We start from the raw sequence: 25207 nt of genomic DNA, 5'->3' as shown, positions 1-25207 counted from the left end.
CGTCGAAGCTTTCCGGGGACGAAGCGCAGCTCGTCTTGCTGGCGTCGTCCGCAACACCTAGATTAGGCGCGATATCGCTCCCTGTGCCGGATCGCGTCCGGTTGTTGTGAAAGCCCTGCCATGACCACCAAGCACGCACCCGTTCTCATCATCGGCTCCGGTCCCGCTGGCTATACGGCGGCGATCTACGCCGCCCGGGCCATGCTGAAGCCGATGCTGGTCGCCGGCCTGCAGCAGGGTGGCCAGTTGATGATCACCACCGATGTCGAGAACTATCCCGGCTTCGCCGATCCGATCCAGGGTCCGTGGCTGATGGAACAAATGCTGAAACAGGCCGAGCATGTCGGCACCGATATCGTCAACGACATCATCACCGAGGTCGACCTCAATGTGCGGCCGTTCCGCGCCAAGGGCGATTCCGGCACGCTCTATTCCGCCGACGCCTTGATCATCGCCACCGGCGCGCAGGCGAAATGGCTGGGCATTCCGAGCGAACAGACCTTCATGGGCTTCGGTGTGTCGGCTTGCGCCACCTGCGACGGCTTCTTCTATCGCGGCAAGGATGTCGCGGTGATCGGCGGCGGCAATTCGGCGGTGGAGGAGGCGCTCTACCTTTCCAACCTGGCCAAGAGCGTGACGGTCATTCACCGGCGCAGCGATTTCCGCGCCGAGCGCATCCTGCGCGAGCGGCTGTTCAAGAAGGACAATGTCCGCGTCATCTGGGACACGGTCGTCGACGAGATCACCGGCCAGCCCGGCAAGATGCCGCTGCCGCCGTCGGTCGAAGGGCTGAGGCTGCGCAATGCGGCGACCGGCGAGGTGACGCATCTCAAGGTTGACGGCGTGTTCGTGGCGATCGGCCATGCGCCGGCGGTCGAGCTGTTCGCCGGCAAGCTGAAGCAGAAGCCGAATGGCTATCTGTGGACGGCGCCGGATTCGACCCGCACCGACGTGCCGGGGGTGTTCGCCGCCGGCGACGTGACCGACGACATCTACCGCCAGGCGGTGACCGCCGCAGGGCTTGGCTGCATGGCCGCGCTCGAGGCGGAAAAATATCTCGCCGGTATAGAGGTTCACCGCGAAGCGGCGGAGTAAAAGTTCAAGAGGCGGCTGAGAAGAGCCGTGCAAAAGCCTGATTTTACTTCCAGACTCTAAGAGCGGGCAGACGCTAAGAGCAGGGCGAACGCAAGAGCGGGGCAGACGCTAAGAACGGGCAGACGCCAAAGAAAGCACGAGGGGAATCATGGCGCTGGACTGGGACAAGCTGCGGGTGTTTCACGCTGCGGCGGAAGCTGGGTCGTTCACCCATGCGGCCGAGACCCTGCATTTGTCGCAATCGGCGATCTCGCGGCAGGTCAGCGCGCTTGAACATGACGTCGGCGTGCCGCTGTTCAACCGTCACGCCCGCGGCCTGGTGCTGACCGAGCAGGGCGAGATGCTGTTTCGCACGGCGCATGACGTGCTGATGAAGCTGGAGACGATCAAGTCGCGGCTGACCGAGACCAAGGACAGGCCTTCGGGCGTGCTCAGGGTGACGACCACGGTGGGGCTGGGCGCCGGCTGGCTGACCGAACGCGTGCAGGAATTCATCGAGCTCTATCCCGAGGTCAGCCTGCAGCTCATCCTGGCGAACGAGGAGCTCGACCTGACCATGCGTCAGGCCGATTGCGCCATCCGGCTGCGCCAGCCGCAACAGCCGGACCTTATCCAGCGCCGCCTGTTCACGGTGCATTTCCATCTCTACGCGGCACCATCCTATATCAACAAATTTGGCAAGCCGGCTTCGATTTCCGAGCTGAAGAGCCATCGCATCGTCACCTTCGGCGTGCCGGTGCCCGCGCATCTGTCGGAATTGAACTGGCTGGAAACGGTCGGCGATTTCGAGGGCGGGCAAAGGGTACCGACGCTGCAGATCAACGACATATTGTCGATCAAGCGCGCGGTGCAAGGCGGCGCCGGCATCGCCATGCTTCCCGACTATGTCATCTCCAAGGATTCAGGCCTTGTGCAATTGCTGCCGGAGACCGAAGTGCCGTCCTTCGACACCTACTTCGCCTATCCCGATGCGATGAAGAACCAGGCGAAGCTGCATGTCTTCCGCGATTTCATTATTGCCAAGGCGCGAAGCTGGTCATTCTAAGAAGATGTCCATATTCGGGTGATGCCGGATTGCGACCGGCACGAAGCCGGGCACGGTCGACCATGGCGGACGATAAGAGCGGTCAGCAGCCGAGGCACCAGTCGCGCGACCACGCCGGGTGCTGCAATGAAGAAGAGCGCGCTGCCGGCGACAGCCTGACGTGTCCGCATCGACTTCTCTTTGCCCGATTGCCGTAAAAATGAACGCGGACTGCCCGATTCCACATCATTGGGCGTTTTCTGCGTTTTTCGCCAAGAATCAATTCCGATTGGCTTTTCCCGCTGCGATTCCCACCCGCGGCGCACTGTATTTCGACGATTCTGCTGGTCCTATAGGCCCCAGGAATGGGTTAGACCACAGCCTGCCTCTTTTTGCATGCGAGTGTTGCAAAATAGATGCTTGTTTCTTGGGCATGATGAGCAGATATATAGTTCATCTCTTGGGCGCGTTCTCCTCCCATTAGCGCCCTCGAGTGTTCCCCTCTGGAGGTTAGCCTTAACAGGCACTTCCAATCAAACTCAGCCGGATCTTCGTTGATCCGGCTTTTTTGTTGCCCAAAATCCGCAGTGCTCCGAAAAACCGACCGAAATTGTCGCGTAACGGTGTCATGTAACCCCAGGTAACATGTTGAAGACACGCGGTATCGAGTAAGCAGATCATAGGACGCGGTGTGGTTCGTGCGGGAGATGGGGGCATCACTCGGACGGTCCGGGCTCAGGCGGCTACCGCGTCCGAACCAATTCCACCGCCAGCCATCAGGGGTTGGCGGCATGTGCGGCGGACCTGCCGTTTCGCCTCCCACGAAGACGGTCCGCAAGAAAGCGGCGTCCGGATCACCCGGACGCCGCTTTCTTATGCTCGGGTACCATTTGATGCCCGACACGCTTAAGTCTCAGGCGGCCTTGCCGTTGGCATTCATCGCCTCGTCGGCCAAGCGGCCGGTGAGTTCGGCCATATGGTCGAAGGCGGCGCGATAGCTGGCGACGCCCGCGGTAGCCGAACGCAGTTCGATGATCAGGTCGCCGATCTCGGCCTGCGGCATGGTGGCCTCGACGATGTCCCATCCCGGCCAATCGGGCCTTGCGTCGTAGCCGAGGATTTGGCCGCGCCGTTGCGGGATGAGCGCAATGATCTTCGACGTTGCATCGGAGGGGGTGACGATTTCGACCTTCATGATCGGCTCCAGAAGCACTGGCGAGCAGGCGGCCATGCCTTCCTTCATCGCCAGCTTCGCCGCCATCTGAAACGCCATGTCCGACGAATCCACCGCATGGTAGGAGCCGTCGGACAGGTTGACGGCGACATCGACCACAGGGAAGCCGAGCGGGCCTGACTTCAGATAGTCGCGCACGCCGGTCTCGACCGACTGGATATAGGTCTTCGGCACGACGCCGCCGGTGATGGTGTCGGTGAACTGGAAGCCGGAGCCGCGCGGTAGCGGCTTGATCTCGATCACCACATCGCCGAACTGGCCGTGGCCGCCCGACTGCTTCTTGTGGCGGCCGCGCTGCTGCGCCGGCTTGCGGATCGTCTCGCGATAGGGCACGGCCGGCGTATGGCCCTCGACCGGGATCTGGTTCTTGCCTTCCAGCCGCTCGCGCACGACGCGCAGATGCATTTCACCATGGCCCGACAGCACGGTCTCGGCCGAATCCTGATTGTGGCGCAGGCTGAGCGAGGGGTCTTCCTCGGCAAGACGCTGGATGGCTGCCGACATCTTGACCTCGTCCTTGCGCTCCTTCGGCCGCAGCGCGAAAGCGAAGACCGGTTGCGGCGGCGTCAGCGCCACCAGTGGCCTGATGCCGCCCTTGGCCGAGCTCAGTGTCTGGCCGGTCTTGACGTCGTCCAGCTTGCCGAGCGCCACCGTGTCGCCGGCCTTGGCCACGGTCAGCTTGGTCTGGTCCTTGCCGAGCATTCTGTAGATGCCGGACACTTTTGTCGTGTCGCCATTCGAGAGGTAAAGCTCGGAGGCGTCGGCGAGCTGTCCGGAGAGGATGCGCGAGACCGACAGCTTGCCGCCATGCGGGGTGTGGATGGTCTTCATTACCTGGACCACGGCGGCATTGCCATCGGGCGCGCCGAGACGTTTGCGGGTCGCCTCGATGTCGGGTGCGTCGTGGCGGAGCGTCTTCAACAGGCGCAGCACGCCATTGCCCTTCTCGGCGGTGCCGATCAGCACCGGTGTCACCGCGCCGGTGCGCAGGTCGGCGGCAAGGTCGTCGAAGATCGCGTCCTTCGGCGGCTCGATCTCTTCGAGAAGCTGTTCCATCAACTGGTCGTCATGGTCGGCGAGCGTCTCCAGCATGGAGAAGCGTGCCTCCAGCTCGCGTGCCTTGTCGTCGCCCGGAATCTCGGCGACCTCGCTTTCGGCATATTCGCGATAGATGTAGGCGCGCTCCAGCGCGAGATCGATCGAGCCGACGACGACGCCGTCCTTGCGCAGCGGAATCTGGCGCAGCAGCAGAGGCATCGAGCTTGCCGGCTGCAGCATCTTCAGCGTGTCGCGCACGCCTGCTATCGCCTTGTCGACCTTGTTCAGGAACAGGATACGCGGCACGCCGAGATCGTCGAGCTTGCGCATGATGAGCTGCAGGGCAGGGATCTTCTTTTCGTCGGCTTCCGCGACGACCACTGCGATGTCGCAGGCGGCCAGCACCGGCTCGGCCTCGAAGGAAAATTCGATGGAGCCGGGACAATCGACGAAGGTGAACTGCTCGCCCATGAATTCGGTGGTGGCGACGGTCGCCTCGACGCTCATGGCGTGGGCGCGCGCCTCGGGCGAATGATCGGAAACGGTGCTTCCCGACGAAACGGGATTCTGGCGGGGGATGGCGCCCGTGCGGGCGAGTATAGCTTCGAGAAGTGTCGTCTTACCGCTTGCGAAGGGACCGACTATGGCAATGCATTTCGGTCCCGTGCGTCGTCCTCCGGCGCGAGTTCCCATGACTGACCTCCACTCAGGCGTTTCCCTGTGAGCGGCGGCCGGCCTGTCGACCGTCGCGGGCGGGGCTTTTTTTAGTTCGCCACCTGCCCGAAAGCATCGTCCCACGGGTTAGCCGGGAGGGCAAGAGATTTGAGGGTCGATGCGTCGCGGATGTAGCGGCCGCGGACGCACGATGGACAAAGGCGTCGCCGAGAGAAGATCAGCCTGCCTGGGTTCGGCGCGGCGCCAGCGTGGTTTCGTCCACGCCACGCGTCGCCACAACTTCGGCAAAGCGCGCCAGCAGCGGATTGAACAGGTCCGGACGCTCCCAGAAAGGAGCATGCCCGGCACCTGATATGACGTGGCAATGCTCCCACAGCGAAGCGTAGGCCAAGGTTTCGAAATAGCCGAGGCGGACAAACGGGTCGTTCTCGCCGTTGACGATCGCGACTGGAAATGCGGCCTGCTCGACCACCTGCTTCTGGTCGGCGCCTTTGCCGGTGAACATGCCGCGCGTCACAGCGGCGCGCAACCGGCCGTCGGTGCGCAGGATGGTCTGGCGGAACGATGGATCGGCGGTATCGCCGAAACACAGTGTTTCGAAGCGCTCGGCATCGCGTTCGGAGTAGGTCTTCTTGGATGCCAGCAGCATGTCCCAATGGGCGTGGAAGCCACGCAGCATGCCGAACGGCCCTTTCGATACCGGTGGCGCGCCGGTCAGCATCAGCCCGGCGACCGCCTGGTGAAAACTCGCGAGCTCGATGGCGACATGCCCGCCGAGCGACCAGCCGAAGACGACGGCGCGGTCTATCCCCATGATGTCGAGGAGCTGAGCCGCCGATTGGGCAAGGCCAGAAATCGTATAGGCGTTTGCCGGATCGTGGGCATCGGACGATTCGCCATGGCCGGGCAGATCGAAGGCGATCAACCGGTGGGCCATAGCCAGGGGACTGTCGAACTGGCGGGCGAACACGGCCCGCGAACTGCCCGAGCCATGGATCAACACAATGGGAAGGCCGGAGCCCGACGACTGGCTGAGGCGCAAATCCGCTTGCTCGGTGCGGACCGTCCGCTGGGAAACGACCATGCTGGATTAGACCCTCAGATTGCCCGAAGGCCAACATCGCATTCCATAGTCACTATCTTGTTTAGGTTTGTGGTTAAGAAAGGATTTCTCTGCGGCAACAAGGTATGATGAGCGAATCCACGGCTAGAGCACATGCGTCCATTTGGTCGTAAGAAATACGCTCCGGCACTTTAGAATTTGCGCATCGCGCTTTGCGAAATCGATCCGATTTTCGAGGCCAATGCGATAACCGGAGATTGCGATGATGGAAGGCGTGCTCGATCTTCTTGTCTCGATCAGCAGCATCGCGACGCTCGGCCAATATGCCTGGTCCATGCGCGCCCATTTCCAGTCGCCGACCATGCCTCCAGGCGCCATGATCATTTCCGCCGTGGTGATCGGCGTGGCGGTGTTCTTTCTGGCAATCCTGTGGATCGAACGGCAGCCGGTGGCCGCGAAGCTCGGCGGGCTCGCCATCGAACTGGCAGGCTCGGCCCTGTTCTGGTGGGCGATTGTCATTTCCCGCAAGGCGCGGCTGCGTTTTGCATTTGATGCCGACAATCCCGACAGTCTGGTGACCGACGGGCCCTACTTCTATGTCCGCCACCCGTTCTATGCCTCCTACATCATCTTCTGGATCGGATGGGGCATCGCGACCTGGTCGATCTGGGCGGTGGTGCCCGTCGCCGGGATCGTTGCGATCTACACGATCGCCGCGCTGGACGAAGAGAGGAAGTTTTCGCGCACGGCGCTGGCGGGCGCCTATGGGGCCTACCGCGCACGCACAGGCCTGTTCTGGCCGCGCCTCAACCGTGATTGGCGAAGGCTCTGGATGCGGGCTTGAACAGCCGGTTGCGCCATGGCGGGTATCGGACGAAACTGCCGTCAGCCTGAGGATTATCGACGATGAAGATCATTACCTGCGGCAGCGTGCCGACCATCCTTGCGCCGGAAAAATATTTCACCGGCCGTGTGTTGCAGACGCCGATCATCGAGAAGGAAGCGCCGGCGCGGCTCAGGGCCGTGATGGTCAGTTTCGAGCCCGGCGCGCGGACCCACTGGCACACGCATCCGCTCGGTCAGACGCTCTATGTCATATCAGGCGCCGGCCTTGCGCAAAGCTGGGGCGAACCGATACGGGAGATCAGGGCTGGCGACGTGATCTCGTTCGCAGCGGATGAAAAGCATTGGCATGGCGCCGGCCCGAAATCGGCAATGGCGCATATCGCGATGCAAGAGGCGCTCGACGGCGTCCACGCCGACTGGCTGGAGCAGGTGACCGACGCGCAGTATGGCGGTTGAGCCTTCTTGAACTGATATAAAAAATCCGGCCAGGCGGCCGGATTTTCATTTACAACAATGTATTGATCAGGTCAGCGACGCCGTAAAGCGCTGGATGCGCGTGCAGGCCTCTTCGAGCAACGCCTCCGACGTGGCGTAGGAGATGCGGAAGTTGGGGCCGAGGCCGAAGGCCGAGCCGAACACGACCGCGACGCCCTCGGCCTCGAGCAGTTCCGAGCAGAAGGTCTCGTCGTTGTCGATCACCTTGCCGGCTTTGGTCTTCTTGCCGATCAACTGGGCGCAGGACGGATAGACATAGAAAGCGCCTTCCGGCGAGGGGCAGGAAATGCCGCGCGCCTGGTTGAGCATCGACACGACAAGATCGCGTCTGGCCTGGAAGATAGCCTTGTTCTTGGCGACGAAATCCTGTGGACCATTCAGTGCCTCGACCGACGCCCATTGGGCGATGGTGCAGGCGCCGGAGGTCTGCTGGCCCTGGATCATGTCCATCGCCTTGATCAGCGGCACTGGGCCAGCCGCATAGCCGATGCGCCAGCCGGTCATCGCATAGGCCTTCGACACGCCGTTCATGGTCAGCGTGCGCTCGTAGAGCCTGGGCCCGACCTCGGCGAGGGTCTTGAAAACGAAGTCGCCATAGATCAGGTGCTCGTACATGTCGTCGGTCAGCACCCAGACATGCGGATGTTTCAAAAGCACGTCGGCCAGGCTCTTGAGCTCCGCCCCGGTGTAGGCAGCACCCGATGGATTGGACGGCGAGTTCATCAACAGCCATTTGGTGCGCGGTGTGATCGCCTTTTCCAGCGCCGCCGCCGTCAGCTTGAAGCCGCTGTCGATGGAGGTGTCGGCGAAGACAGAGGTGCCGCCGCAGATTGCCACCATCTCGGGATAGCTGACCCAGTAGGGCCGCGGGATGATCACCTCGTCGCCTGGATTGAGCGTCGCCATGAAGGCGTTGAACAGAATCTGCTTGCCGCCGGTGCCGACGATGGTCTGCTCCGGCCTGTAGTCGAGATTGTTTTCGCGCTTGAATTTCTTCGCGACCGCCTCGCGTAGCGGCGCGATGCCTGAAACCGGCGGATATTTTGTCTCGCCGCGCCGGATCGCCTCGATGGCGGCCTCCTTGATGTTGTCGGGAGTATCGAAGTCCGGCTCGCCGGCGCCCAGCCCGATCACGTCACGGCCGGCGTTTTTCAGCTCGCGCGCTTTCTGTGTCACCGCGATAGTCGCGGAAGGCTTTACGCGGGAAAGGGCGTCGGCAAGAAAGGCCATGGTAGCGTGTCTCCAGAGAGCGTCGGCGCGGCCGAGAATGGCTGCGGCGCTTCTCATGTCGCATCATTCCCCGAAGTGCAAGCGCAGTCGGATGAGCCAGGGCTCACATCCTCGGCAACAATAAATTCATCAACGATGGGTAAACCCTTGAGTGGCAGGATCGCAATCCAATTCCGCCAGCCTCGCGGAGCGAGGAACCCCGGAGTAAGGAACCCTTGTCGCGCAGCATCGGGCTTGCCCATATCATCCGCCATAATGACGGCACCGCCAGCGGTGTCTGGGGCATCTATACGCTGCAAAGCGCGTTCCAGCCGATCTTCGCTTTCAAGGACGGCAAGCTTTCGGTCACCGCCTTCGAGGGGCTGATCCGGCCGTTTCGCGATGGCGAGCCGCAACCGCCGATGAGTTTCTTCAACACCTGTCCGTCGGCCGACCGCTTGCATATCGAGGCGCTGACAAGGACGCTGCACCTTTTGAACGCCGGCGCCTGCCTGCCGCGGGAGGCGTCCATCTTCGTCAATTTCGACCCGTCGGTGTTCACCGACCGCGGCATCGCCGACAAGGCGCTGCGCGAGATGCGGCTGGTGCTGCACGAAGCGGGCATCGATCCGCACCGCGTCGTATGCGAGGTGACCGAGCAAAAATCGGCATCGCAGGAAACCCTCTACAATTTCGTCGAGGCGCTCAGGGGCAACGGTTTCCGCATCGCTGTCGACGATTACGGCGCCGACGAATCCGACATCAGCCGCGTCAAGGAGCTCAAGCCGGATATCGTCAAATTCGACGCTCGGTGGATCACGCAGTTGATGGAGTCCGGCGCGGGTTTCGCGCTGCTGACGGCCATGGTGGCGAGCTTCGAGGAACAGGGTATCCGCACTGTGTTCGAGGGCATCGAGGAGGGCTGGCAGCTTGAACTGGCCGAGAAGTCGGGCGCCTCGATGGTGCAGGGGTTCGCGTTGGCGCGTCCCGAGCTTGCGCCGACGAGCTTTCATGTCTTCGGCAAGGATGGACAGATGCCTGCCGCCGTCGCCAATGTCGGAGGGGCGCCGGCGCCCGTGGCATCTTCGCCGCGGCCGGCGCGGGCTTTCGGGCGCCGGGTGGCGCAGTGACCGGGCGGCCCGACAGGCGGCGCAATGTCGGCGAGGCGATCTTTGCCGACGAGGTCGGGATCGAATATGGCGTCTATGGCGTATTCCGGCTGAGGAGCGCCTATCAGCCGATCTTCGCGCCGCGCGGCAGGTTCTTGCAGGCCGTCGCGGTCGAAGGCCTGATCGAGCCGCACCGTGCCGGCAGGCCGGTTGCGCCACAGGTGTTTTTCGAGGGCCTGCCGGCGGCCGATCGGCTGTTCGTCGAGACGATGTGCCGGGTCCTGCATCTCAGGAATTTCCGCAACATCGGCGTCGACGGGCTCGACCTGTTCTTCAACTACAATCCGCTGATCAACGATCACCCCGGGCGGGCACTTGCCGAAATCAGGCTGATGACCAGGCATCTCGCCGATTTCGACCTGCATCCGGGCATGCTGGTCTGCGAGATCACCGAACAGGCGGCCGACGACGCGCTGCTCGTCAGCCTGGTGCGCGAGATGCGGCGCGACGGCATCCGCATCGCCATCGACGATTTTGGCACCGGGCATTCGACGGAGGAGCGGGTCGCGCTGGTCCAGCCCGATATCGTCAAGATCGATGGCGCATGGTTCGCGGAATTCTGCCGCCATGCCGCCGCCGAACGATTTTTCCGGCCGTTGGTTTCGGCGCTGCACGACCGCGGCGCCAAGGTGCTGGTCGAAGGGATCGAGCGGGCCACCCATCTGCGCGTGGCACTCGATGGCGGCGTCGATCTCCTGCAGGGTTTTCATCTGGGACGGCCGGCATTGGCCGGCACGGTCTTCGACGAGGAGCCGCTGTCCATCGACAGGCTGCTCGGCATGGACAACAAGGTCATCCCATTATTTGGGTGATGCATCAGCGGCGCTGATGGTCGCGCCAAAACAAATCACTGGATCAGGCCGCGGCTGCGACGATAATTGCGTGGGAGCGGCCGCAGGGGAACAAAATGACCATACTCTATGGAATGATCGACAGCGGCAATTGCTACAAGCCGCGCCTTTTGATGGCGAAGCTGGGCATCGCCTTCACCGATGTCGAGGTGAGCTCGCATACCGGCGATACGCGAAAAGCAGACTATGTCGCCAAGAACCCCAACGCCATGGTGCCGCTGCTCGAGCTTGACGACGGCAGGCGGCTTGCCGAATCCAACGCCATCCTGCTCTATCTCGCCGAAGGCACGCGCTTCCTGCCGACCGACAAATACGAGCGGGGGCTGGCCTATCAATGGCTGTTCTTCGAGCAATACAGCCACGAGCCCTATATCGCGGTGCGCAGGGCGCTGCTGACTTTTCCGGAACGGGCCAAGGATGCGACGCCGGAACGCCTGGCGGTGACGCTGGAGCGCGGCAACAAGGCGCTCGGCGTGATGAACAAATATCTGGAGGGCAACAGGTTCTTCGCCGGTGCTGCATTGAGCGTCGCCGATATCGCGCTCTACGCCTATACGCATACGGCCGAGATGGGCGGCTTCCAGCTCGACGCCTATCCGGCGGTGGCGGCATGGCTGAAAAGGGTCGAGGCCGATCCGGGGCATGTGCCGATGGAGTGGGTGGGGTAGTCACCCATCAATATGCTGCTCGCAATTTTTCTGAGCAGTTTGGCGATTGGCGAAAGCTTTGGTGGCAGTGTCCTTCTCCCCGTCACTATACGGGGAGAAGGACGCTGCATTGCCGGTTTCGCCAATTGTGAGCGTCTGAAATCCAGGCAAACAAAAAGGCGGGACAAAATCCCGCCTTCCCATGCTTGGTAGCCTGACTGGAGCGTTTTGGCCGGGCCGTCAGCAATCTGCTGCTTCGGCTGGTCGGGTTCTTTCCGCTCCGGCGCGCTTTTCGCGCGACCGCCAGTACATCCGTGACTTGCCGCGCGCCCCGGGCTCTCGCCCGGCGCGCGCCATTTTCAAAATCAGGCTGCCTTGCTCAGAGATCCAGCGGACGACTTGCCAGTGCGGCGGTCCTGCTCGATCTCGAAGTTGATCTTCTGGCCTTCGACCAGGGTCGACAGTCCAGCGCGCTCGACTGCGGAGATGTGGACGAAAACGTCCGCGCCGCCCGCGTCAGGCTGAATGAAGCCGAAGCCCTTGGTGGAATTGAACCACTTGACCGTACCAGTTGCCATTTCGATAGTCCTTCACATTTGCTTTAGTTTGACCAGACCGAAGTCCAGCCGGTGTGCATCGAGATTTTGGAGATAGACGTCAGCAAACGCGAATATCGCGAGGCCCGGATCGATCGGCCGAAATATCAATGGAACGCATATAGGCTGGTTTTGCGCGAAAAACAAGTCTTCGTGAGAATGGCGCTGACGCGGCGTTGCCCAACGGCCGCCCCAATCGCATGAAAGCGTTGAGGAATTGCGCGTCGGGAAGGGGGCAACATACCTTTAGAGCGACGTGCGTCCAATTGGACGCACAAGGTACGCTCTAATGCTTCTAACCTACGCATCGTGCTTTCCGAAAATCGATCCCGATTTTCGGGCCGATGCGGTAGGCGCCGGTTCGGTTTTGGGAGAGGAAGGAACCATGAAAACTGTTCTGCTTGCCGCCTGCCTGACGCTTATAGCCGCCGAGGCGCAGGCGATCTCGCGCTATGACCCGACCCGCATGAGCTGCGACAGGGTGCGGGCGACGATCGCCCGGCAGGGTGCGGTGATCCTGCGCTACCAGTCGCCGCGCGTGCCGGGCCTTGCGCTCTACGACCGGTATGTGCGGGACGAGCGCTTCTGCAACATGGGCGAGGTGAGGGCGCGGGCCTATGTGCCGAGCGCCGATGCGAAATCCTGTCCCGTCTACACGTGCAAGCGGCCGGATTTCGACCGGCATTTCCGCCGCCGCATCCTCAGGCACAACTAATTTAAGGCGCCGGATCAGAAGCCGAAAGACACTTGCGCCGACGGCGGCGGGCCGACGCGCACGCCTTCCATCGCCAGCATCTTTTCCTTGGTGGCCGAGCCGCCGGGGGCGGAAAAACCGCCGATCTTGCCGCCGGCGGCAAGAATGCGGTGGCACGGGATGACCAGCGGCACCGGGTTGGCGCCAAGCGCGGCGCCCGTTTCCCGCGCCAGCCCGGCATGGCCGGCGCTTTTGGCCAGTTCGCCATAGGTGGTGGTCTCGCCAAAGGCGAGCCTGCGGGCGGCGTCGTAGATGGCGAGGCGGAAATCGTCGATGTCGGCGAGATCGACCGGCACGCCGGAGAAATCGACGTCTTCGCCTGATGCATAGGCCTTGATCGAGGCGATCAGTTCGACAACCCAAGGCGGCTGGACGGTGGAGGGCGAAACGCCGGGATGGCGCAGCAGCCGGCGCTCCACCGCTTCGCGACTGCGTTCGGGCAGGCAGAGCCGGATCAGCCCGGTTTCGCTCCAGGCAATGCCCATGAAGCCGATCACTGTTTCTAACACTGCGTGGCCGGCGGTGATCGAAGAGGGGGTTTCCATGGCATGTTCTCCAGGCAAAACGACGAAAAACAGGTACATATCCAGAACAATATGGCATCGGGACCTGAGTCCCGCCACCCGAAAACCGTCGGCTCGCCCCGATTGCGGCCCAAGAATCGCTGGTGTAAGGGATTTCTTAACAACCGAACCGGACCCGAGCGCGGCTTGCCAGCAAAACTCAATCTCATCGCGATCGGCGTGGTCGTTGCGGCGGCCGCCCTGGCCGGCTGCACGTCGACCTCGCAGGTCAAGCCCGCGCCTTCCTTCACCGAACCGGCCGCTGCCACCGACGCAGGCTTTGCGCTGGCGCTGCCGGACACGGTTTCGGTGCTGCCCGAGCCCTCCGGCAACAAGCCGGTGCAGACGGCCGCGCTGTCGGCGGAACCCGCCGCGTCGCCCGCCGAGCCCGCTGCGGCTTTCGCCGGGTCGACGCCAGGGGCCGCAGCCATGCCTGCCGTCATGACCAGCAAGGCCGCCGCCATGCCGGTCAATGCGCCGGTCTATACCACCGCCGGGCTTGTCGTGCCGGCGACCGCCGGGAAAGCCGGCATGCCCGGGGTTCAGCAGGTGGCCTATGTCGTGCCGCAGAATCCCGCCGTCTTGGCTCCGGTCGGTTCACCGGAAGTGCCCGCGAGAGGCCCGCGCGCCGAGATCGAGCGGCTGATCGAGAAATATGCCGCGTTCTATCAGGTGCCGGTCGACCTGGTGCGCCATGTCGTCAACCGCGAGAGCACCTTCAACCCGAAAGCCTATAATCGCGGCCATTGGGGGCTGATGCAGATCAAGCACGCGACGGCGCGCGGCATGGGCTATGACGGCCCGGCCAAGGGCCTGTTCGATGCCGAGACCAATCTGAAATACGCGGTGAAATATCTGCGCGGCGCCTGGCTGGTGTCCGACGGCAACGCCAAGCGGGCCGACCGGCTCTACCAGACCGGCTATTATTACGATGCCAAGCGCAAGGGCATGCTGGAAGAAACCGGCCTCGGCCGCGACCGCAACCGACGTCGCCTGCAGCCTGATGCCTGAAAGCGCGTCGCGTTTGGACGGGTTGATGCAACGCGCTTTCAGGTTCTTGTTTTGATGCATGTCGTTATCGCAAAACCGCTGCGCACTTTTGCGCGACAGGCATAGACGCCATGCCTGAGCCGCGCCCGCCGGCGCCAAACGACATCAGGCTGCGCAAGATCCTCGACGAGACGCTGGTTGCGCCGCGCTGGCCCGAAGGCTTCATCATGCGCTGCTTCGAACCCGCCGATGCGCCGGCCTTGCACGCGCTTTTGACCGAGGTGTTCGACGACGGCGCCGATGGGCCGTTCGACGAATGGTGGCCGCGCGTCTCGGGCGACGCGGAATTCGATCCCGCTCTGTGCTTCCTGGTCATCAGCGGCAAAGGCCGGCTGGTGGGCGCGGCGTTGTGCTGGACGAGGGCTTTCGTCAAGGATCTTGCCGTTCATCCCGAAGCGCGCGGCCGGGGCATCGCCGAGGCGCTGATGTGGCACGCCTTCGCCGAATTTCGCCAGCGGGGCGCCGCGCATGTCGATCTCAAGACCAATACGGTCGAGAACCCCGCAGCCGTCAGGCTCTACGAACGGCTGGGGATGTTCGAGGTCGCCTGGGAAGGCTAGGGTATGTTGATATTCAGGTGAGGCCGGCCTGCAAACGGCAGCTTCCTGCGCTTCCGGTGCTCACGTACTTTAAGTACGCTCCGCTCCGGCCTTCGCCGGCCGAAGCCTTCATAGGTGACTCGGTCCTATGAAGGCTATGGCCGGCGTAGGCCGGTTCTCGGAAGCCACCATTTTCGGCTCGGCCTGACCTGAATTTCAACACACCCTTTCACACTCTTCCTGTAACCGCTCCAGCCCCTGCCCTGACGTTGCGGAAAGTGCATCGTTTGTGAACCGCTTCACATAGATCGCCAAGGGCAAATGCTAACCACCTGCCACGCCGGTCGGTCGGGGTACGAGCGGAAGGTGTCGGAGGGGCTGCACCGGCATGTGTCAGCCACACTCCACGGCGGGTCCCGAGAGTTTGCGGGGGGTTCTCCCGGGCGGGGTTCGGGATCCGCCACCTTGTATCTTACGGTTTCGTCTCTTCCTGTTTCCCGGGCCAACCGGCTCGTTTATCGTTCAAATGTCATTCGCGCCGTTCAAATATCAGGCGCGTTGCCGATCTTCTGCTTGAGGTCGAGCGCCCAGGCGCGGCCTTCGTCGCCGCCCCACAAAAGCCAGGCGATATAGCCGGCCGACGGGTTCGCCTCATTGCCGTAGTTGCGGCCCTTCTTGTCGACCTCGTGGCGGGCGAAATAGCTGACCATGCGCCGGATGGTGGAGGGCGAAAGCTTGTCGCGGTTCTTGAGCTCGGTGGCTCGCGCAACCCCGACCTCGGTGCCGCCACGGCCGAATATGCCGCGCAGCCTGAGGCCCCTGGCGGCATTGTCGGCGACGATCTGCGGGCAGCACAGGTCGATTTCGTCGTTGTCGGCTTCGCGCATGATTTTCCCCCGAATATGGACCTATAGACCTGAACGAAGAATGCGGCGGGATGTTTCCCTTGCTTCGCGCTCGTCGGAGCTGAAACGAACTGTCCACCAAGGCGACAAGCCGCATCTTGCCTGTGTTCGCTCCATCGTTAAGCTTCGTTACAGCGGGGGCTCTCGAAAACCGGAGAAACACGATGCGGCTTTGCAAAACCGGCCTTGCCACCTTGATCCTCGCCGTTCCGCTGTTCACGAATGCGGCGCGGGCGGCCGACGACTGCGCCAATGCGATGGATCAGGCGACCATGAACGAATGCGCCGGCAAGTCGCTCGCCGCGGCCGACAAGAAGCTCAACGATGCCTACAAGCAGATCGAAGGCCGCTTGAAAGACGATGCGGCGGGCAAGAAGCTGCTGGTCGACGCGCAGCGCGCCTGGATCGCTTTTCGCGACGCCGAATGCAATTTCCAGGGCGGCCCGCGCGACATGGCCGGCAGCATGTATCCGATGGTGGTCGCCGGCTGTCAGGAGGAACTCACCAACAGCAGGCTGAAGGATTTCGAGGGCTACCTCAATTGCCAGGAGGGCGATACCAGTTGCCCGGTACCGGCGGCGCAGTAGCTTCGGCCGATCGGCAATGCCCTCATCCGGCCGCTTCGCGGCCACCTTCTCCCCGAGGGGAGAAGAGCTGGCGCCGGCGATCCTCTCCCCTCGGGGAGAGGTCGGATTGCCCCGAATTGCCCTTCGCAATTCGGTTGGCAAACCGGGTGAGGGGGCTTCTGCGGCCCGTGTGCGCAAAAATGTCGGAACCGTCCTTCGTCATCCGTCCTTGAGAGGCAAGGCGCGTTGCCGGAACCTTGGCGCGCGTCGTCAAAATCCCAGGAGATGGAGATGACGATGATCAGCTTTCCCAACGAGACCAGCGAATACCGCACCGCTCGCGAAAAACTTCTGCAGAAGGAGATCGAGCTGCGCCGCGCCATGGAGGATGTGGCCGTCGCCCGCCGCGCGCTGCCCAAGGGTGGGCTGGTGCCGCGGGATTATGTGTTCGACGGGCTTGGTCCCGACGGCAAGCCGGCGCGCATAAAGCTGTCGGAGCTGTTTGCGCCTGATAAGGACACGCTGATCCTCTACAACATGATGTTTCCGCGCCATCCACAGGAAACGCGCGAGGTGGCGAGCAGCGGCGGCACGGCGAAGCTTGCGCGGCAGGACCAGCCGTGCCCGTCCTGCACGGCGCTGCTCGACCAGTTCGACGGCGCAGTCGGTCATCTCGAGGCGGCCGGTTTCAATTTCGCCGTGGTCGGCAAGACCGCACTGGAAAACATGCTGACGCTCGGCCGCGACCGCGGCTGGACCAACATGCGGCTGATCTCCTCGGCTGGCAACGACTTCAAGCGCGACTACCACGCCGAGGCCGAGGACGGCGCGCAACTGCCGCTGCTGTCGGTGTTCAGCCGCGATGCCGACGGCATCCGCCATTTCTGGTCGTCGGAACTGGACTTCGCTCCAACCGAGCCCGGCCAGGATCCACGCGGCATCGGCACCTGCGAGACGCTGTGGAACCTGATGGATTTCACGCCGAAGGGCCGGCCGAACTGGAACGAGCAGTTGCAGTATGGCGAGGCGTGCTGCCACTGAGGATATCGATTCGGCCTGCTGGCCTCATGCGCAGCGTGCGATAACCAAGTTCCCGAGAACAAAACGCCCGCTGGCGCGTTGGGCTTCGCCAACCTTGGAGGAGCAGCCCAGCCATGACTGAGAGAAATCTTTCCGAAATCGCCGAGAAGATGCGCGAGATCGACTACGCCATGCTTTCGACCCACAGCAAGGACGGCAACATCGCCGGCCGGCCGATGAGCAACAATCGGCAGGTCGAGTATGACGGCGATTCCTACTATTTCACCTGGGACGACTCGCATGTGGTCGGCGACATCGAGCGCAACGCCAACGTCTCGCTGGCCTTCCAGGGCGATGACGGCTTCTGGGTCGCGGTCGAAGGCAAGGCCGAGATCATCCGCGACAAGGCTGCATTCGAGGAGCACTGGAACGAGGACATCGAGGACTGGTTCGAACAAGGCACCGATACGCCCGGCCTCGCCATGATCAAGGTGGAAGCAACCCGCGCCCACTATTGGGATGGTAAGGACGAGGGCGAGGTGAAGCTGTAGGCTGGGATCTGGCCAGGCAGCAGCGCAAATGGAGTCCCCCTCATCCGGCCGCTTCGCGGCCACCTTCTCCCCGAGGGGAGAAGAGAGTGGCGCCTGCCCTGGTGATCTCTTCTCCGCTCGGGGAGAGGTCGGATTGCCCCGAATTGCCCTTCGCAATTCGGTTGAGTGAGGGGCTACCTCGCCGCCAGCAGCGCGTTGGAAACCAGGGTCTCTGCCGGAGCGAGCGACGCTCAGCTCGTCTTGATCTGCTCGGCAGCGGTTATCAGGAGTTCGGCCATGGCGCCGCGAATCTGAATATCGGTGAGGGCGACGCCGGCCGCGTCGAAATCGCCGCGCACCTTGCGGAACACATCGTCGTCGCCGGCCTCCTCGAAGTCGGAACGCACCACCTCTTTCGCATAGGCGTCGGCGTCCGCGCCTGATTTGCCGAGTTTTTCGGCGGCCCACAGGCCGAGCAGCTTGTTGCGGCGCGCCATGGCCTTGAACTTGGTTTCCTCGTCCATGGCGAACTTCTTCTCGAAGCCTTCCTGACGGTCTCTCATGCTGGTCATGGTGTGCCTCGTTCGGGGGTTTCGGTCTCCGACCTTCATCCGGTGGACAAGAAGAGCGGTGGGTAGGGGAACATGGCGTGCATGGATGTCATAAGCAAGGCCGGACCGTTCATTCCGCAGGGCAATGGCTTCGGTTTGCGCTGCGCCTCAACGCGCTGCCTTCCTACGCTGGCGATTAGCGAAAGCCGTGGCGACATCCAATCTTCCCCCGGGGGAGGTGCCACGTGGTGGCAAAGAGGGCAGAACAGAGGGAAGGATCGCGGCTTCATTCCAGCTTGGGTTCCTCGCCCCCACGAAAGTGGGGGAGAGGTGGCTCGGCGAAGTCGAGACGGAGAGGGGGCTGCGCCCTACCAAGGCCCCCTCTCCGTCCGCTTCGCGGCCACCTCTCCCCCGCTTCACGGGGGCGAGGAACCCAAGTCTTGACAGGTCGGCGGGACAGCACCCCCCTCTGCCCTGCCGGGTATCTCCCCCGTAAGGGGGGAGATCGGCAGCTTCGCCGTCGGCCCTCCGTCCCGATATGATTTGACGTTGCCGCGCCGTGGCCTACTCTACAGGTCATGAACCGAGGAGACGAGCGATGCAGTCGCCTTTCAACGGGATTCGTAGCGTCACGCTGGCAGCGGCTGTGATGCTTGCCGCCGGCAGCGCGGCTTACGCCCATCACGGCTGGTCGTGGACCGAGGATGGGTTTTTCGAGCTCCGGGGCAGGATCACGGCGATCTACATTGGCAATCCGCACGCCACGCTCGATGTCGACGCCGAGGGCGAGGCTTGGCGGGTGGAGATGGCGCCGCCGTCGCGCACCATCGCCGCCGGCTTCACCGAGGAGGTCGCCAAGGTGGGCGACGAGGTGACCGCGATCGGCAACCGCTCGCTCGACGAGCAGGAAAAGCGCATGAAGGCGGTGCGCATCATCGTCGGCGGCAAGACCTACGATGTATATCCCGACCGCGTGCCGCCGGCCTGAATGGACGGGTTGCTGGCCGGCATCGAGCAACTCGCTCTCGTCAAGGGGCTGAAGGCCTCCTTCGTTGCCTACCCAATCGTCAACGCGCTGCACATCCTGTCGATCGGCGCGCTGCTGACCAGCGTCATGCTGATGGACCTCAGGGTCATCGGCGCCTTCCGCGCGCTGCCGCAGGCGGCGTTCGTCGCGCTGCTGCGCCGCACGGCGTTGGGTGCGTTTGCCGGCGCGCTGGTCACCGGGGCGCTGCTGTTTTCGGTCCGGGCGAGGGAATATGCGGCGATGCCGGTTTTCCTTGCCAAGATGGCGCTGATCCTTCTCGCGGGGGTCAACTTCCTCGTCTTCATGCGCCTCGCAAAAGGCGGTGACGAACCGGCCGGCGGGACCGTCACCATCCTGGCGGTGCTTTCGCTGATGCTGTGGACATCCGTGCTTTTCGCCGGACGGTTTATTGGGTTTCTCTAGCAAATCGGGCGTCGGCACTGGCCTTCCCAAGGCGCGAGATGGTGCGCGCCGAATGCAGGGCGTCCTAAAGGTGCGGGCACGTCACTGGAGTAATGTGCACGCCGTCAATTCCGGCTTCCTTAACGCCATCAACCACGTCTACGCGAGGTATTTAGCGCAGCTCGTGCCGGTGACTTCGTGGCGTTGCCTTTCTTGATGCGATCACCTGCTAAATCGCAAACTCGTAGGGCTTCAGGCTAATATTATTCTTGTGAGGTACCACGAGAACGTGCTCGCTTTCATTTGGCTGACTAATGTGAATGTGCCAGTATTGGCTTTTTTCGGTCTTAGAAACATGAAGGTCGATTAGGAGCCTATTTATGACCAATCTCGGTATGGAAAAGGCGATGTCCAAGTCCATGCAGCCGAGTACAAAGTATCCTTCGTTTCCACCTCTTAAGAATTCGTCCCACTTTGGATGATACGCATACCAATATGGCGTTCTGGAATCGTATTTCTTAGACAGCGTGCATACTATCCTTTTGCTGCCATCGGTGCTTTGATAAAGTGCTCGACTCGTTTGAACCAACTCCTCCTTGAGTTTCGAGGACATAGCCGACACGATTGCTTTCCTCTTTTTCGCAAGCAATTCAGTGCTGACGACTATCGGCCTAATATGGCCGGGAAACCTGGCGCCCTTGATGTTCGCACCATTGAAATCGGCGTTCCCGATGATGGCGTTGGTAAAATCGCATCCTGTGAAGTCGAATCCGGTCAGCTGGCAGTTCGAAAAATCCATGCCTTCAAAATTTGCAAATCTAAAATCGGACGTAGGATCAAGCCCGGATATCATTACGAGTTCAACGAAGTTTTCCGTCTCAGCGGAATGAATTCGTGCCAAAGATTCGTCTAATTTCACCTTCTATAGCTCCATCTCGCAAAGCGAATGTTTTCGCTCGCAAATAGATGCTCGGAATAACAATCTCACGATCCCAAATTTATTTCCCGGCACGAACGAGCCGTCTGTTCGCTTGAACAAAAGAGCATCATACGGAATCTCGAATGAAACGCTAACTTTTGGCTTTGGTCCGCTAGGCTCAGCACGGCAGAAGCGGTCGTGTTTGATTAGCGTGCCAAGCAATGGCTTTTGGATCTGCTCGGAAGTTAGGCTCCACTTCGGGTTGGCAGCTGTTCCATGAGCGAGGATGGGCCTGTGTTTTGTTGAAAAACGCGAACTGCTGGCAACTGCTTTCTTGGTAGAGCGCGAGCGCGATGCCTTTACGCTTCCTTTTGAAGCAGATACCGAAATTGCACCTGACCAACCGCTGTCCATGGCATTGCTCATCTCGCCAGATTCGGAAATCTCCTGGGAAATTTCCAGTTCTGCCAAGGTTGTCGTATCGAACGCCCAGTCTTCTTCGGGAAACAAACATTCGTTTGCTTCAAAGTGGAGAACTACACGATTGATCGAGTATCGAATTGTCGGAAAACGCCAGCCTGCTTTGGCTTCCTCTCCGCGAACGGTGAGCCCTAAAGTCTTCCCAACCTTGTTTGTTGGTGAAAGCGAAACTGATGCCTCGATTAGGGTTTTCCAGCTGTCCACAAAAATGGCCCTGAGTCTATCGAAATGAAGCTAAGGCTATCAAGCGCTGGCTTGCTTCGCAAATGCTCGTGCTGCAGCCTGGCTGTTGGTTATAGGTGGAAATAATATCAGCGTCGCAAGCGAAACTAGGCGGTTACGCATTATGGTGGTCAAGTCTTAGAAGCTGGCGCTGCCCGTAATCGGCCTGTCGGCATCCCCGCTCCGTAGAACGGGGATGAAAGGCGCAGCTTTCGACCTCAAGCAAAATACTCCTGCAGCGGCCTGACTTCCAAACTCCCCGCCTTCAGCGCCGCAATAGCCTCCGCCACGGCAGCGGCGCCCGAGAGCGTCGTGTAATACGGCACCTTCTGCATCAGCGTCGCGCGGCGCAGCGACTTCGAATCCGACACCGCCTTCTGACCGTCCGTGGTGTTGAAGACGATCTGGACCTGGCGGTTGCGGATGGCGTCCTCGATGTGGGGGCGGCCTTCCAGCACCTTGTTTATCTTCTCGGCGACGACGCCGTTTTCGGCGAGGAAGCGCTGGGTGCCAGAGGTGGCCAGCACCTTGAAACCCTGGCCGGCGAGGCGCTTGACCGCCGGCAAGATGCCTTTCTTGTCCTCGTCGCGCACCGAGACGAACAGCGTGCCCGCGCGGGGGAGATCGACACCCGCCCCCAGCTGGCTCTTGGCGAAGGCGAGCGCGAAGTCGCGGTCGAGGCCCATGACCTCGCCGGTCGAGCGCATTTCCGGGCCGAGCAATATGTCGACGCCGGGGAAGCGGGCGAAGGGGAAGACGGCTTCCTTGACCGCGATATGGCCGGGATTGCGAGGGTCGGGCATGGCGCCGTAATGGGCGAAGGCGTCTTCCAGGCTCTCGCCGGCCATGATGCGGGCGGCGATCTTGGCAATGGGCCGGCCGATGGTCTTGGCGACGAAGGGCACGGTGCGCGACGCCCGCGGATTGACCTCCAGCACATAGACCGTGCCGTCCTTGATCGCGTACTGCACGTTCATCAACCCGCCGACATTGAGCGCGCGGGCAAGGGCTGCCGTCTGGCGCTCCAGCTCATCGACGAGGTCGGAAGGCAGCGAGTGCACCGGCAGCGAGCAGGCGCTGTCGCCCGAATGGATGCCGGCCTCCTCGATGTGTTCCAATATGCCGGAGACGAAGGTCGCCTTGCCGTCGCACAGGCAATCAACGTCGACCTCGATGGCGCCCGAGAGATAGGTGTCGAACAGCAGCGGGTTCTTGCCCAGCAGCGTGTTGATCTGGCCGGTCTTGTCGTTGGGGTATTTCTGCTTGATGTCCTCCGGCACCAGGCCGGGCACGGTGTCGAGGAGGTAGGTCTGCAGCATGCCCTCGTCATGGATGATCTGCATGGCGCGGCCGCCGAGCACATAGGACGGGCGCACCACCAGCGGGAAGCCTAGCTCGCCGGCGACGAGGCGGGCCTGCTCGACCGAATAGGCGATGCCGTTCTTCGGCTGGCTGAGGTTGAGCTTGTGCAAGAGCTTCTGGAAGCGGTCGCGGTCCTCGGCGAGATCGATCATGTCGGGCGAGGTGCCGAGGATCGGGATGCCGGCCTTCTCCAGCGCGTCGGCCAGTTTCAGCGGCGTCTGGCCGCCGAACTGGACGATGACGCCGACCAGTTCGCCGGACGCCTGTTCGGCGCGCAGGATCTCCAGCACGTCCTCCGCCGTCAGCGGCTCGAAATAGAGCCGGTCGGAGGTGTCGTAGTCGGTCGAGACGGTTTCGGGGTTGCAGTTGACCATGATCGCCTCGAAGCCGGCATCGCGCAGCGCGAAGGCGGCGTGGCAGCAGCAATAGTCGAACTCGATGCCCTGGCCGATGCGGTTCGGGCCGCCGCCGAGGATGACCACCTTCTTGCGCGACGACACCTGCGCCTCGTTGGCCAGCGCGCCGGCGAACGGCACTTCGTAGGTCGAGTACATGTAGGCGGTGGGCGAGGCGAACTCGGCGGCGCAAGTGTCGATACGTTTATAAACCGGATGAACGTCGAGCTTTTCACGAATCTTCTGAATCTCTTCCGCGTCGGTCTTCGTCAACGACGCGAGGCGGGCATCCGAGAAACCCATCGCCTTCAGCATGCGCAGATTGGCGGCGTCCTCGGGGATGCCGTGCTCGCGGATGCGATCTTCCATGGCGAGGATGCCGGCGATCTGTTCGAGGAACCACGGGTCGATCTTGCACATGGCGTGCACGTCTTCCAGCGAGGTGCCCATGCGGATCGCCTGCGCCACCATGCGCAGCCGGTCGGGCGTCGGCGTGCCGAGCGCGGCGCGGATGGCGTTGCGGTCATCGACATGGCTGGCCGGCGCGCTGCCGTGGCCGAGGCCGGGGATCTCGATTTCGTCCAGGCCGGTCAGGCCGGTTTCCAGCCCACGCAGCGCCTTCTGCAGCGATTCCTGAAAAGTGCGGCCGATGGCCATGACCTCGCCGACCGACTTCATTGCCGTGGTCAGCACCGGCTCGGCGCCGGGGAATTTCTCGAAGGCAAAGCGCGGAATTTTGGTGACGACATAATCGATGCTCGGCTCGAACGAGGCCGGCGTGGCGCCGCCGGTGATGTCGTTCTCCAGTTCGTCCAGCGTGTAGCCGACGGCGAGTTTCGCCGCGATCTTGGCGATGGGGAAACCGGTCGCCTTGGAGGCGAGCGCGGACGAGCGCGAGACGCGCGGGTTCATCTCGATGACCACGAGTCTTCCGTCGGCCGGATTGACGGCGAACTGCACATTGGAGCCGCCGGTCTCGACGCCGATCTCGCGCAGCACCGCGATCGAGGCGTTGCGCATCATCTGGTATTCCTTGTCGGTCAAGGTCAGGGCAGGGGCGACGGTGATCGAATCGCCCGTGTGCACGCCCATCGGGTCGATGTTCTCGATCGAGCAGACGATGATGCAATTGTCCGCCCTGTCGCGGACAACCTCCATCTCATACTCCTTCCAGCCGAGCACGCTCTCCTCGATCAGCACCTCGGTGGTCGGCGAGGCGTCGAGGCCGGACTGGACGATCTCATAGAATTCGGCGCGGTTGTAGGCGATGCCGCCGCCGGTGCCGCCCATGGTGAAGGACGGGCGGATGATGGCGGGCAGGCCGACATGGTCGAGCGCCTGGGCGGCGATCGCCATGCCATGGCTGATATAGCGCTGCTTGCGGTCGCCTTCGCCGAGGTTCCAGCGCGTCTCCAGCGCGTCGAGCGCGGCGTCGAGATCGGCCGGCTTCTCGGCCTTGAGCGCCGCGCGCTCTGCCTCATGCGTCTTGCGGTCGGCGTTCTTGACGTCGGTGGCGTTGGCCAGCATCGACTTCGGCGTTTCGAGGCCGATCTTCTTCATCGCCTCGCGAAACAGCGCCCGGTCTTCGGCCTTGTCTATTGCCGTGGCGTCGGCGCCGATCATCTCGACATTGTAACGCTCGAGCACGCCCATGCGGCGCAGCGAAAGCGCCGTGTTCAGCGCCGTCTGGCCGCCCATGGTCGGCAGCAGCGCGTCCGGCCGCTCCTTGGCGATGATCTTGGCGACGACTTCGGGCGTGATCGGCTCGATGTAGGTGGCGTCGGCCAGTTCCGGGTCGGTCATGATGGTGGCCGGGTTGGAATTGACCAGGATGACGCGGAAGCCCTCTTCCTTCAGCGCCTTGCAGGCCTGGGTGCCGGAATAGTCGAACTCGCAGGCCTGGCCGATGACGATGGGGCCGGCCCCGATGATCAGGATCGACTTGATGTCGGTGCGTCTTGGCATATCGAGGGTCCGTTC

25 protein-coding genes are annotated in these 25207 nt (G+C 62.4%); 15 read left to right on the top strand and 10 right to left on the bottom strand.

Translation table 11 applies throughout. The features are described 5' to 3' along the window. Window positions 1-120: 120 nt before the first annotated feature. Both trxB and CN311_RS08130 read left to right on the top strand, forming a co-directional pair. On the top strand, window positions 121-1095 hold the full coding sequence (gene trxB, locus CN311_RS08135; RefSeq protein WP_097572802.1) for a thioredoxin-disulfide reductase: 975 nt from the start codon (window positions 121-123) through the stop codon (window positions 1093-1095). A 148-nt stretch (window positions 1096-1243) separates the two neighbouring features. Then, window positions 1244-2140 carry a LysR family transcriptional regulator gene (locus CN311_RS08130; protein WP_097572801.1) on the top strand — a complete coding sequence of 299 codons (897 nt, stop codon included), beginning with the start codon at window positions 1244-1246 and terminating at the stop codon, window positions 2138-2140. An 892-nt stretch (window positions 2141-3032) separates the two neighbouring features. Here CN311_RS08130 and CN311_RS08120 read toward each other — a convergent pair. Continuing rightward, window positions 3033-5084 carry an elongation factor G gene (locus CN311_RS08120; protein WP_097572800.1) on the bottom strand — a complete coding sequence of 684 codons (2052 nt, stop codon included), beginning with the start codon at window positions 5082-5084 and terminating at the stop codon, window positions 3033-3035. 199 nt (window positions 5085-5283) lie between these two features. Continuing rightward, window positions 5284-6150, bottom strand: coding sequence for an alpha/beta fold hydrolase (locus CN311_RS08115; RefSeq protein ID WP_097572799.1), 867 nt, complete (start codon window positions 6148-6150; stop codon window positions 5284-5286). Between the two features lie 241 nt (window positions 6151-6391). Here CN311_RS08115 and CN311_RS08110 point away from each other — a divergent pair, with 241 nt between their 5' ends. Further along, the gene (locus CN311_RS08110) at window positions 6392-6973 is read left to right on the top strand and encodes a methyltransferase family protein (RefSeq protein ID WP_245440781.1); all 582 of its coding nucleotides are present in this window, start codon (window positions 6392-6394) and stop codon (window positions 6971-6973) included. A gap of 62 nt (window positions 6974-7035) precedes the next feature. After that, the gene (locus CN311_RS08105; protein WP_097572798.1) at window positions 7036-7431 is read left to right on the top strand and encodes a (R)-mandelonitrile lyase; all 396 of its coding nucleotides are present in this window, start codon (window positions 7036-7038) and stop codon (window positions 7429-7431) included. A gap of 66 nt (window positions 7432-7497) precedes the next feature. On the opposite strand, the gene CN311_RS08100 is transcribed toward CN311_RS08105, so the two are convergent. Beyond that, window positions 7498-8700: a pyridoxal phosphate-dependent aminotransferase gene (locus tag CN311_RS08100; RefSeq protein ID WP_097572849.1), complete on the bottom strand. Its 1203-nt coding sequence runs from the start codon at window positions 8698-8700 to the stop codon at window positions 7498-7500. 215 nt (window positions 8701-8915) lie between these two features. Between CN311_RS08100 and CN311_RS08095 the strand changes: the two genes are divergently transcribed. The 3 genes from CN311_RS08095 to CN311_RS08085 all read left to right on the top strand — a co-directional run bounded on the left by CN311_RS08095 (window position 8916) and on the right by CN311_RS08085 (window position 11367). Continuing rightward, on the top strand, window positions 8916-9809 hold the full coding sequence (locus tag CN311_RS08095; protein ID WP_097572797.1) for an EAL domain-containing protein: 894 nt from the start codon (window positions 8916-8918) through the stop codon (window positions 9807-9809). Next, window positions 9806-10660 carry an EAL domain-containing protein gene (locus CN311_RS08090; RefSeq protein WP_097572796.1) on the top strand — a complete coding sequence of 285 codons (855 nt, stop codon included), beginning with the start codon at window positions 9806-9808 and terminating at the stop codon, window positions 10658-10660. The genes CN311_RS08095 and CN311_RS08090 overlap by 4 nt, the downstream gene beginning before the upstream one ends. 95 nt (window positions 10661-10755) lie before the next feature. Continuing rightward, window positions 10756-11367 carry a glutathione S-transferase family protein gene (locus CN311_RS08085; RefSeq protein ID WP_097572795.1) on the top strand — a complete coding sequence of 204 codons (612 nt, stop codon included), beginning with the start codon at window positions 10756-10758 and terminating at the stop codon, window positions 11365-11367. 344 nt (window positions 11368-11711) lie between these two features. On the opposite strand, the gene CN311_RS08080 is transcribed toward CN311_RS08085, so the two are convergent. Next, window positions 11712-11924: a cold-shock protein gene (locus CN311_RS08080; protein ID WP_006338270.1), complete on the bottom strand. Its 213-nt coding sequence runs from the start codon at window positions 11922-11924 to the stop codon at window positions 11712-11714. Window positions 11925-12327: 403 nt separating this feature from the next. Here CN311_RS08080 and CN311_RS08075 point away from each other — a divergent pair, with 403 nt between their 5' ends. Beyond that, window positions 12328-12657, top strand: a complete 330-nt coding sequence (locus CN311_RS08075; protein ID WP_097572848.1) for a hypothetical protein — start codon at window positions 12328-12330, stop codon at window positions 12655-12657. A gap of 14 nt (window positions 12658-12671) precedes the next feature. Here the strand turns inward: CN311_RS08075 and CN311_RS08070 are convergent, their stop codons facing one another. Then, window positions 12672-13241, bottom strand: a complete 570-nt coding sequence (locus CN311_RS08070; protein ID WP_097572847.1) for a methylated-DNA--[protein]-cysteine S-methyltransferase — start codon at window positions 13239-13241, stop codon at window positions 12672-12674. A gap of 165 nt (window positions 13242-13406) precedes the next feature. Here CN311_RS08070 and CN311_RS08065 point away from each other — a divergent pair, with 165 nt between their 5' ends. Then, window positions 13407-14270 (top strand): lytic transglycosylase domain-containing protein, encoded by an 864-nt coding sequence (locus CN311_RS08065; RefSeq protein ID WP_097572794.1) that lies wholly within the window; start codon window positions 13407-13409, stop codon window positions 14268-14270. A 110-nt stretch (window positions 14271-14380) separates the two neighbouring features. Next, the gene (locus CN311_RS08060) at window positions 14381-14869 is read left to right on the top strand and encodes a GNAT family N-acetyltransferase (protein WP_097572793.1); all 489 of its coding nucleotides are present in this window, start codon (window positions 14381-14383) and stop codon (window positions 14867-14869) included. Between the two features lie 521 nt (window positions 14870-15390). Here CN311_RS08060 and CN311_RS08055 read toward each other — a convergent pair. Further along, window positions 15391-15735 (bottom strand): hypothetical protein, encoded by a 345-nt coding sequence (locus CN311_RS08055; protein ID WP_097572792.1) that lies wholly within the window; start codon window positions 15733-15735, stop codon window positions 15391-15393. Between the two features lie 182 nt (window positions 15736-15917). On the opposite strand from CN311_RS08055, the gene CN311_RS08050 reads away from it, so the two are divergent. From CN311_RS08050 to CN311_RS08040, 3 genes are all read left to right on the top strand, one after another. Continuing rightward, on the top strand, window positions 15918-16340 hold the full coding sequence (locus CN311_RS08050) for a lysozyme inhibitor LprI family protein (protein ID WP_097572791.1): 423 nt from the start codon (window positions 15918-15920) through the stop codon (window positions 16338-16340). A 276-nt stretch (window positions 16341-16616) separates the two neighbouring features. After that, entirely contained in the window at window positions 16617-17360 is a 744-nt protein-coding gene (locus CN311_RS08045) for a DUF899 family protein (protein WP_097572846.1), read from the top strand. Between the two features lie 113 nt (window positions 17361-17473). Further along, window positions 17474-17890 (top strand): pyridoxamine 5'-phosphate oxidase family protein, encoded by a 417-nt coding sequence (locus CN311_RS08040; protein WP_097572790.1) that lies wholly within the window; start codon window positions 17474-17476, stop codon window positions 17888-17890. A gap of 230 nt (window positions 17891-18120) precedes the next feature. On the opposite strand, the gene CN311_RS08035 is transcribed toward CN311_RS08040, so the two are convergent. Next, on the bottom strand, window positions 18121-18441 hold the full coding sequence (locus CN311_RS08035; protein WP_097572845.1) for a DUF1476 domain-containing protein: 321 nt from the start codon (window positions 18439-18441) through the stop codon (window positions 18121-18123). A gap of 577 nt (window positions 18442-19018) precedes the next feature. On the opposite strand from CN311_RS08035, the gene CN311_RS08030 reads away from it, so the two are divergent. Beyond that, on the top strand, window positions 19019-19408 hold the full coding sequence (locus CN311_RS08030; RefSeq protein ID WP_097572789.1) for a DUF6152 family protein: 390 nt from the start codon (window positions 19019-19021) through the stop codon (window positions 19406-19408). Continuing rightward, window positions 19409-19870: a DUF6644 family protein gene (locus tag CN311_RS08025; protein WP_097572788.1), complete on the top strand. Its 462-nt coding sequence runs from the start codon at window positions 19409-19411 to the stop codon at window positions 19868-19870. It abuts the gene before it with no gap. Window positions 19871-20078: 208 nt separating this feature from the next. On the opposite strand, the gene CN311_RS08020 is transcribed toward CN311_RS08025, so the two are convergent. The 3 genes from CN311_RS08020 to carB form a co-directional block, all read right to left on the bottom strand. Beyond that, a complete protein-coding gene (locus tag CN311_RS08020; protein ID WP_133117152.1) occupies window positions 20079-20768 on the bottom strand; it encodes a pentapeptide repeat-containing protein in 690 nt (229 codons plus the stop codon). Between the two features lie 3 nt (window positions 20769-20771). Next, window positions 20772-21452 carry a hypothetical protein gene (locus CN311_RS32185; protein WP_133117151.1) on the bottom strand — a complete coding sequence of 227 codons (681 nt, stop codon included), beginning with the start codon at window positions 21450-21452 and terminating at the stop codon, window positions 20772-20774. A gap of 236 nt (window positions 21453-21688) precedes the next feature. Beyond that, window positions 21689-25192: a carbamoyl-phosphate synthase large subunit gene (carB, locus tag CN311_RS08015; protein ID WP_097572786.1), complete on the bottom strand. Its 3504-nt coding sequence runs from the start codon at window positions 25190-25192 to the stop codon at window positions 21689-21691. Window positions 25193-25207 lie beyond the last annotated feature (15 nt).

Origin of the sequence: Mesorhizobium sanjuanii, assembly GCF_002529485.1 — a bacterium.
GTDB lineage: Bacteria > Pseudomonadota > Alphaproteobacteria > Rhizobiales > Rhizobiaceae > Mesorhizobium > Mesorhizobium sanjuanii.
Note: the sequence above shows the minus strand (reverse complement) of the source record. Positions and strands in the feature narration are given on the sequence as shown.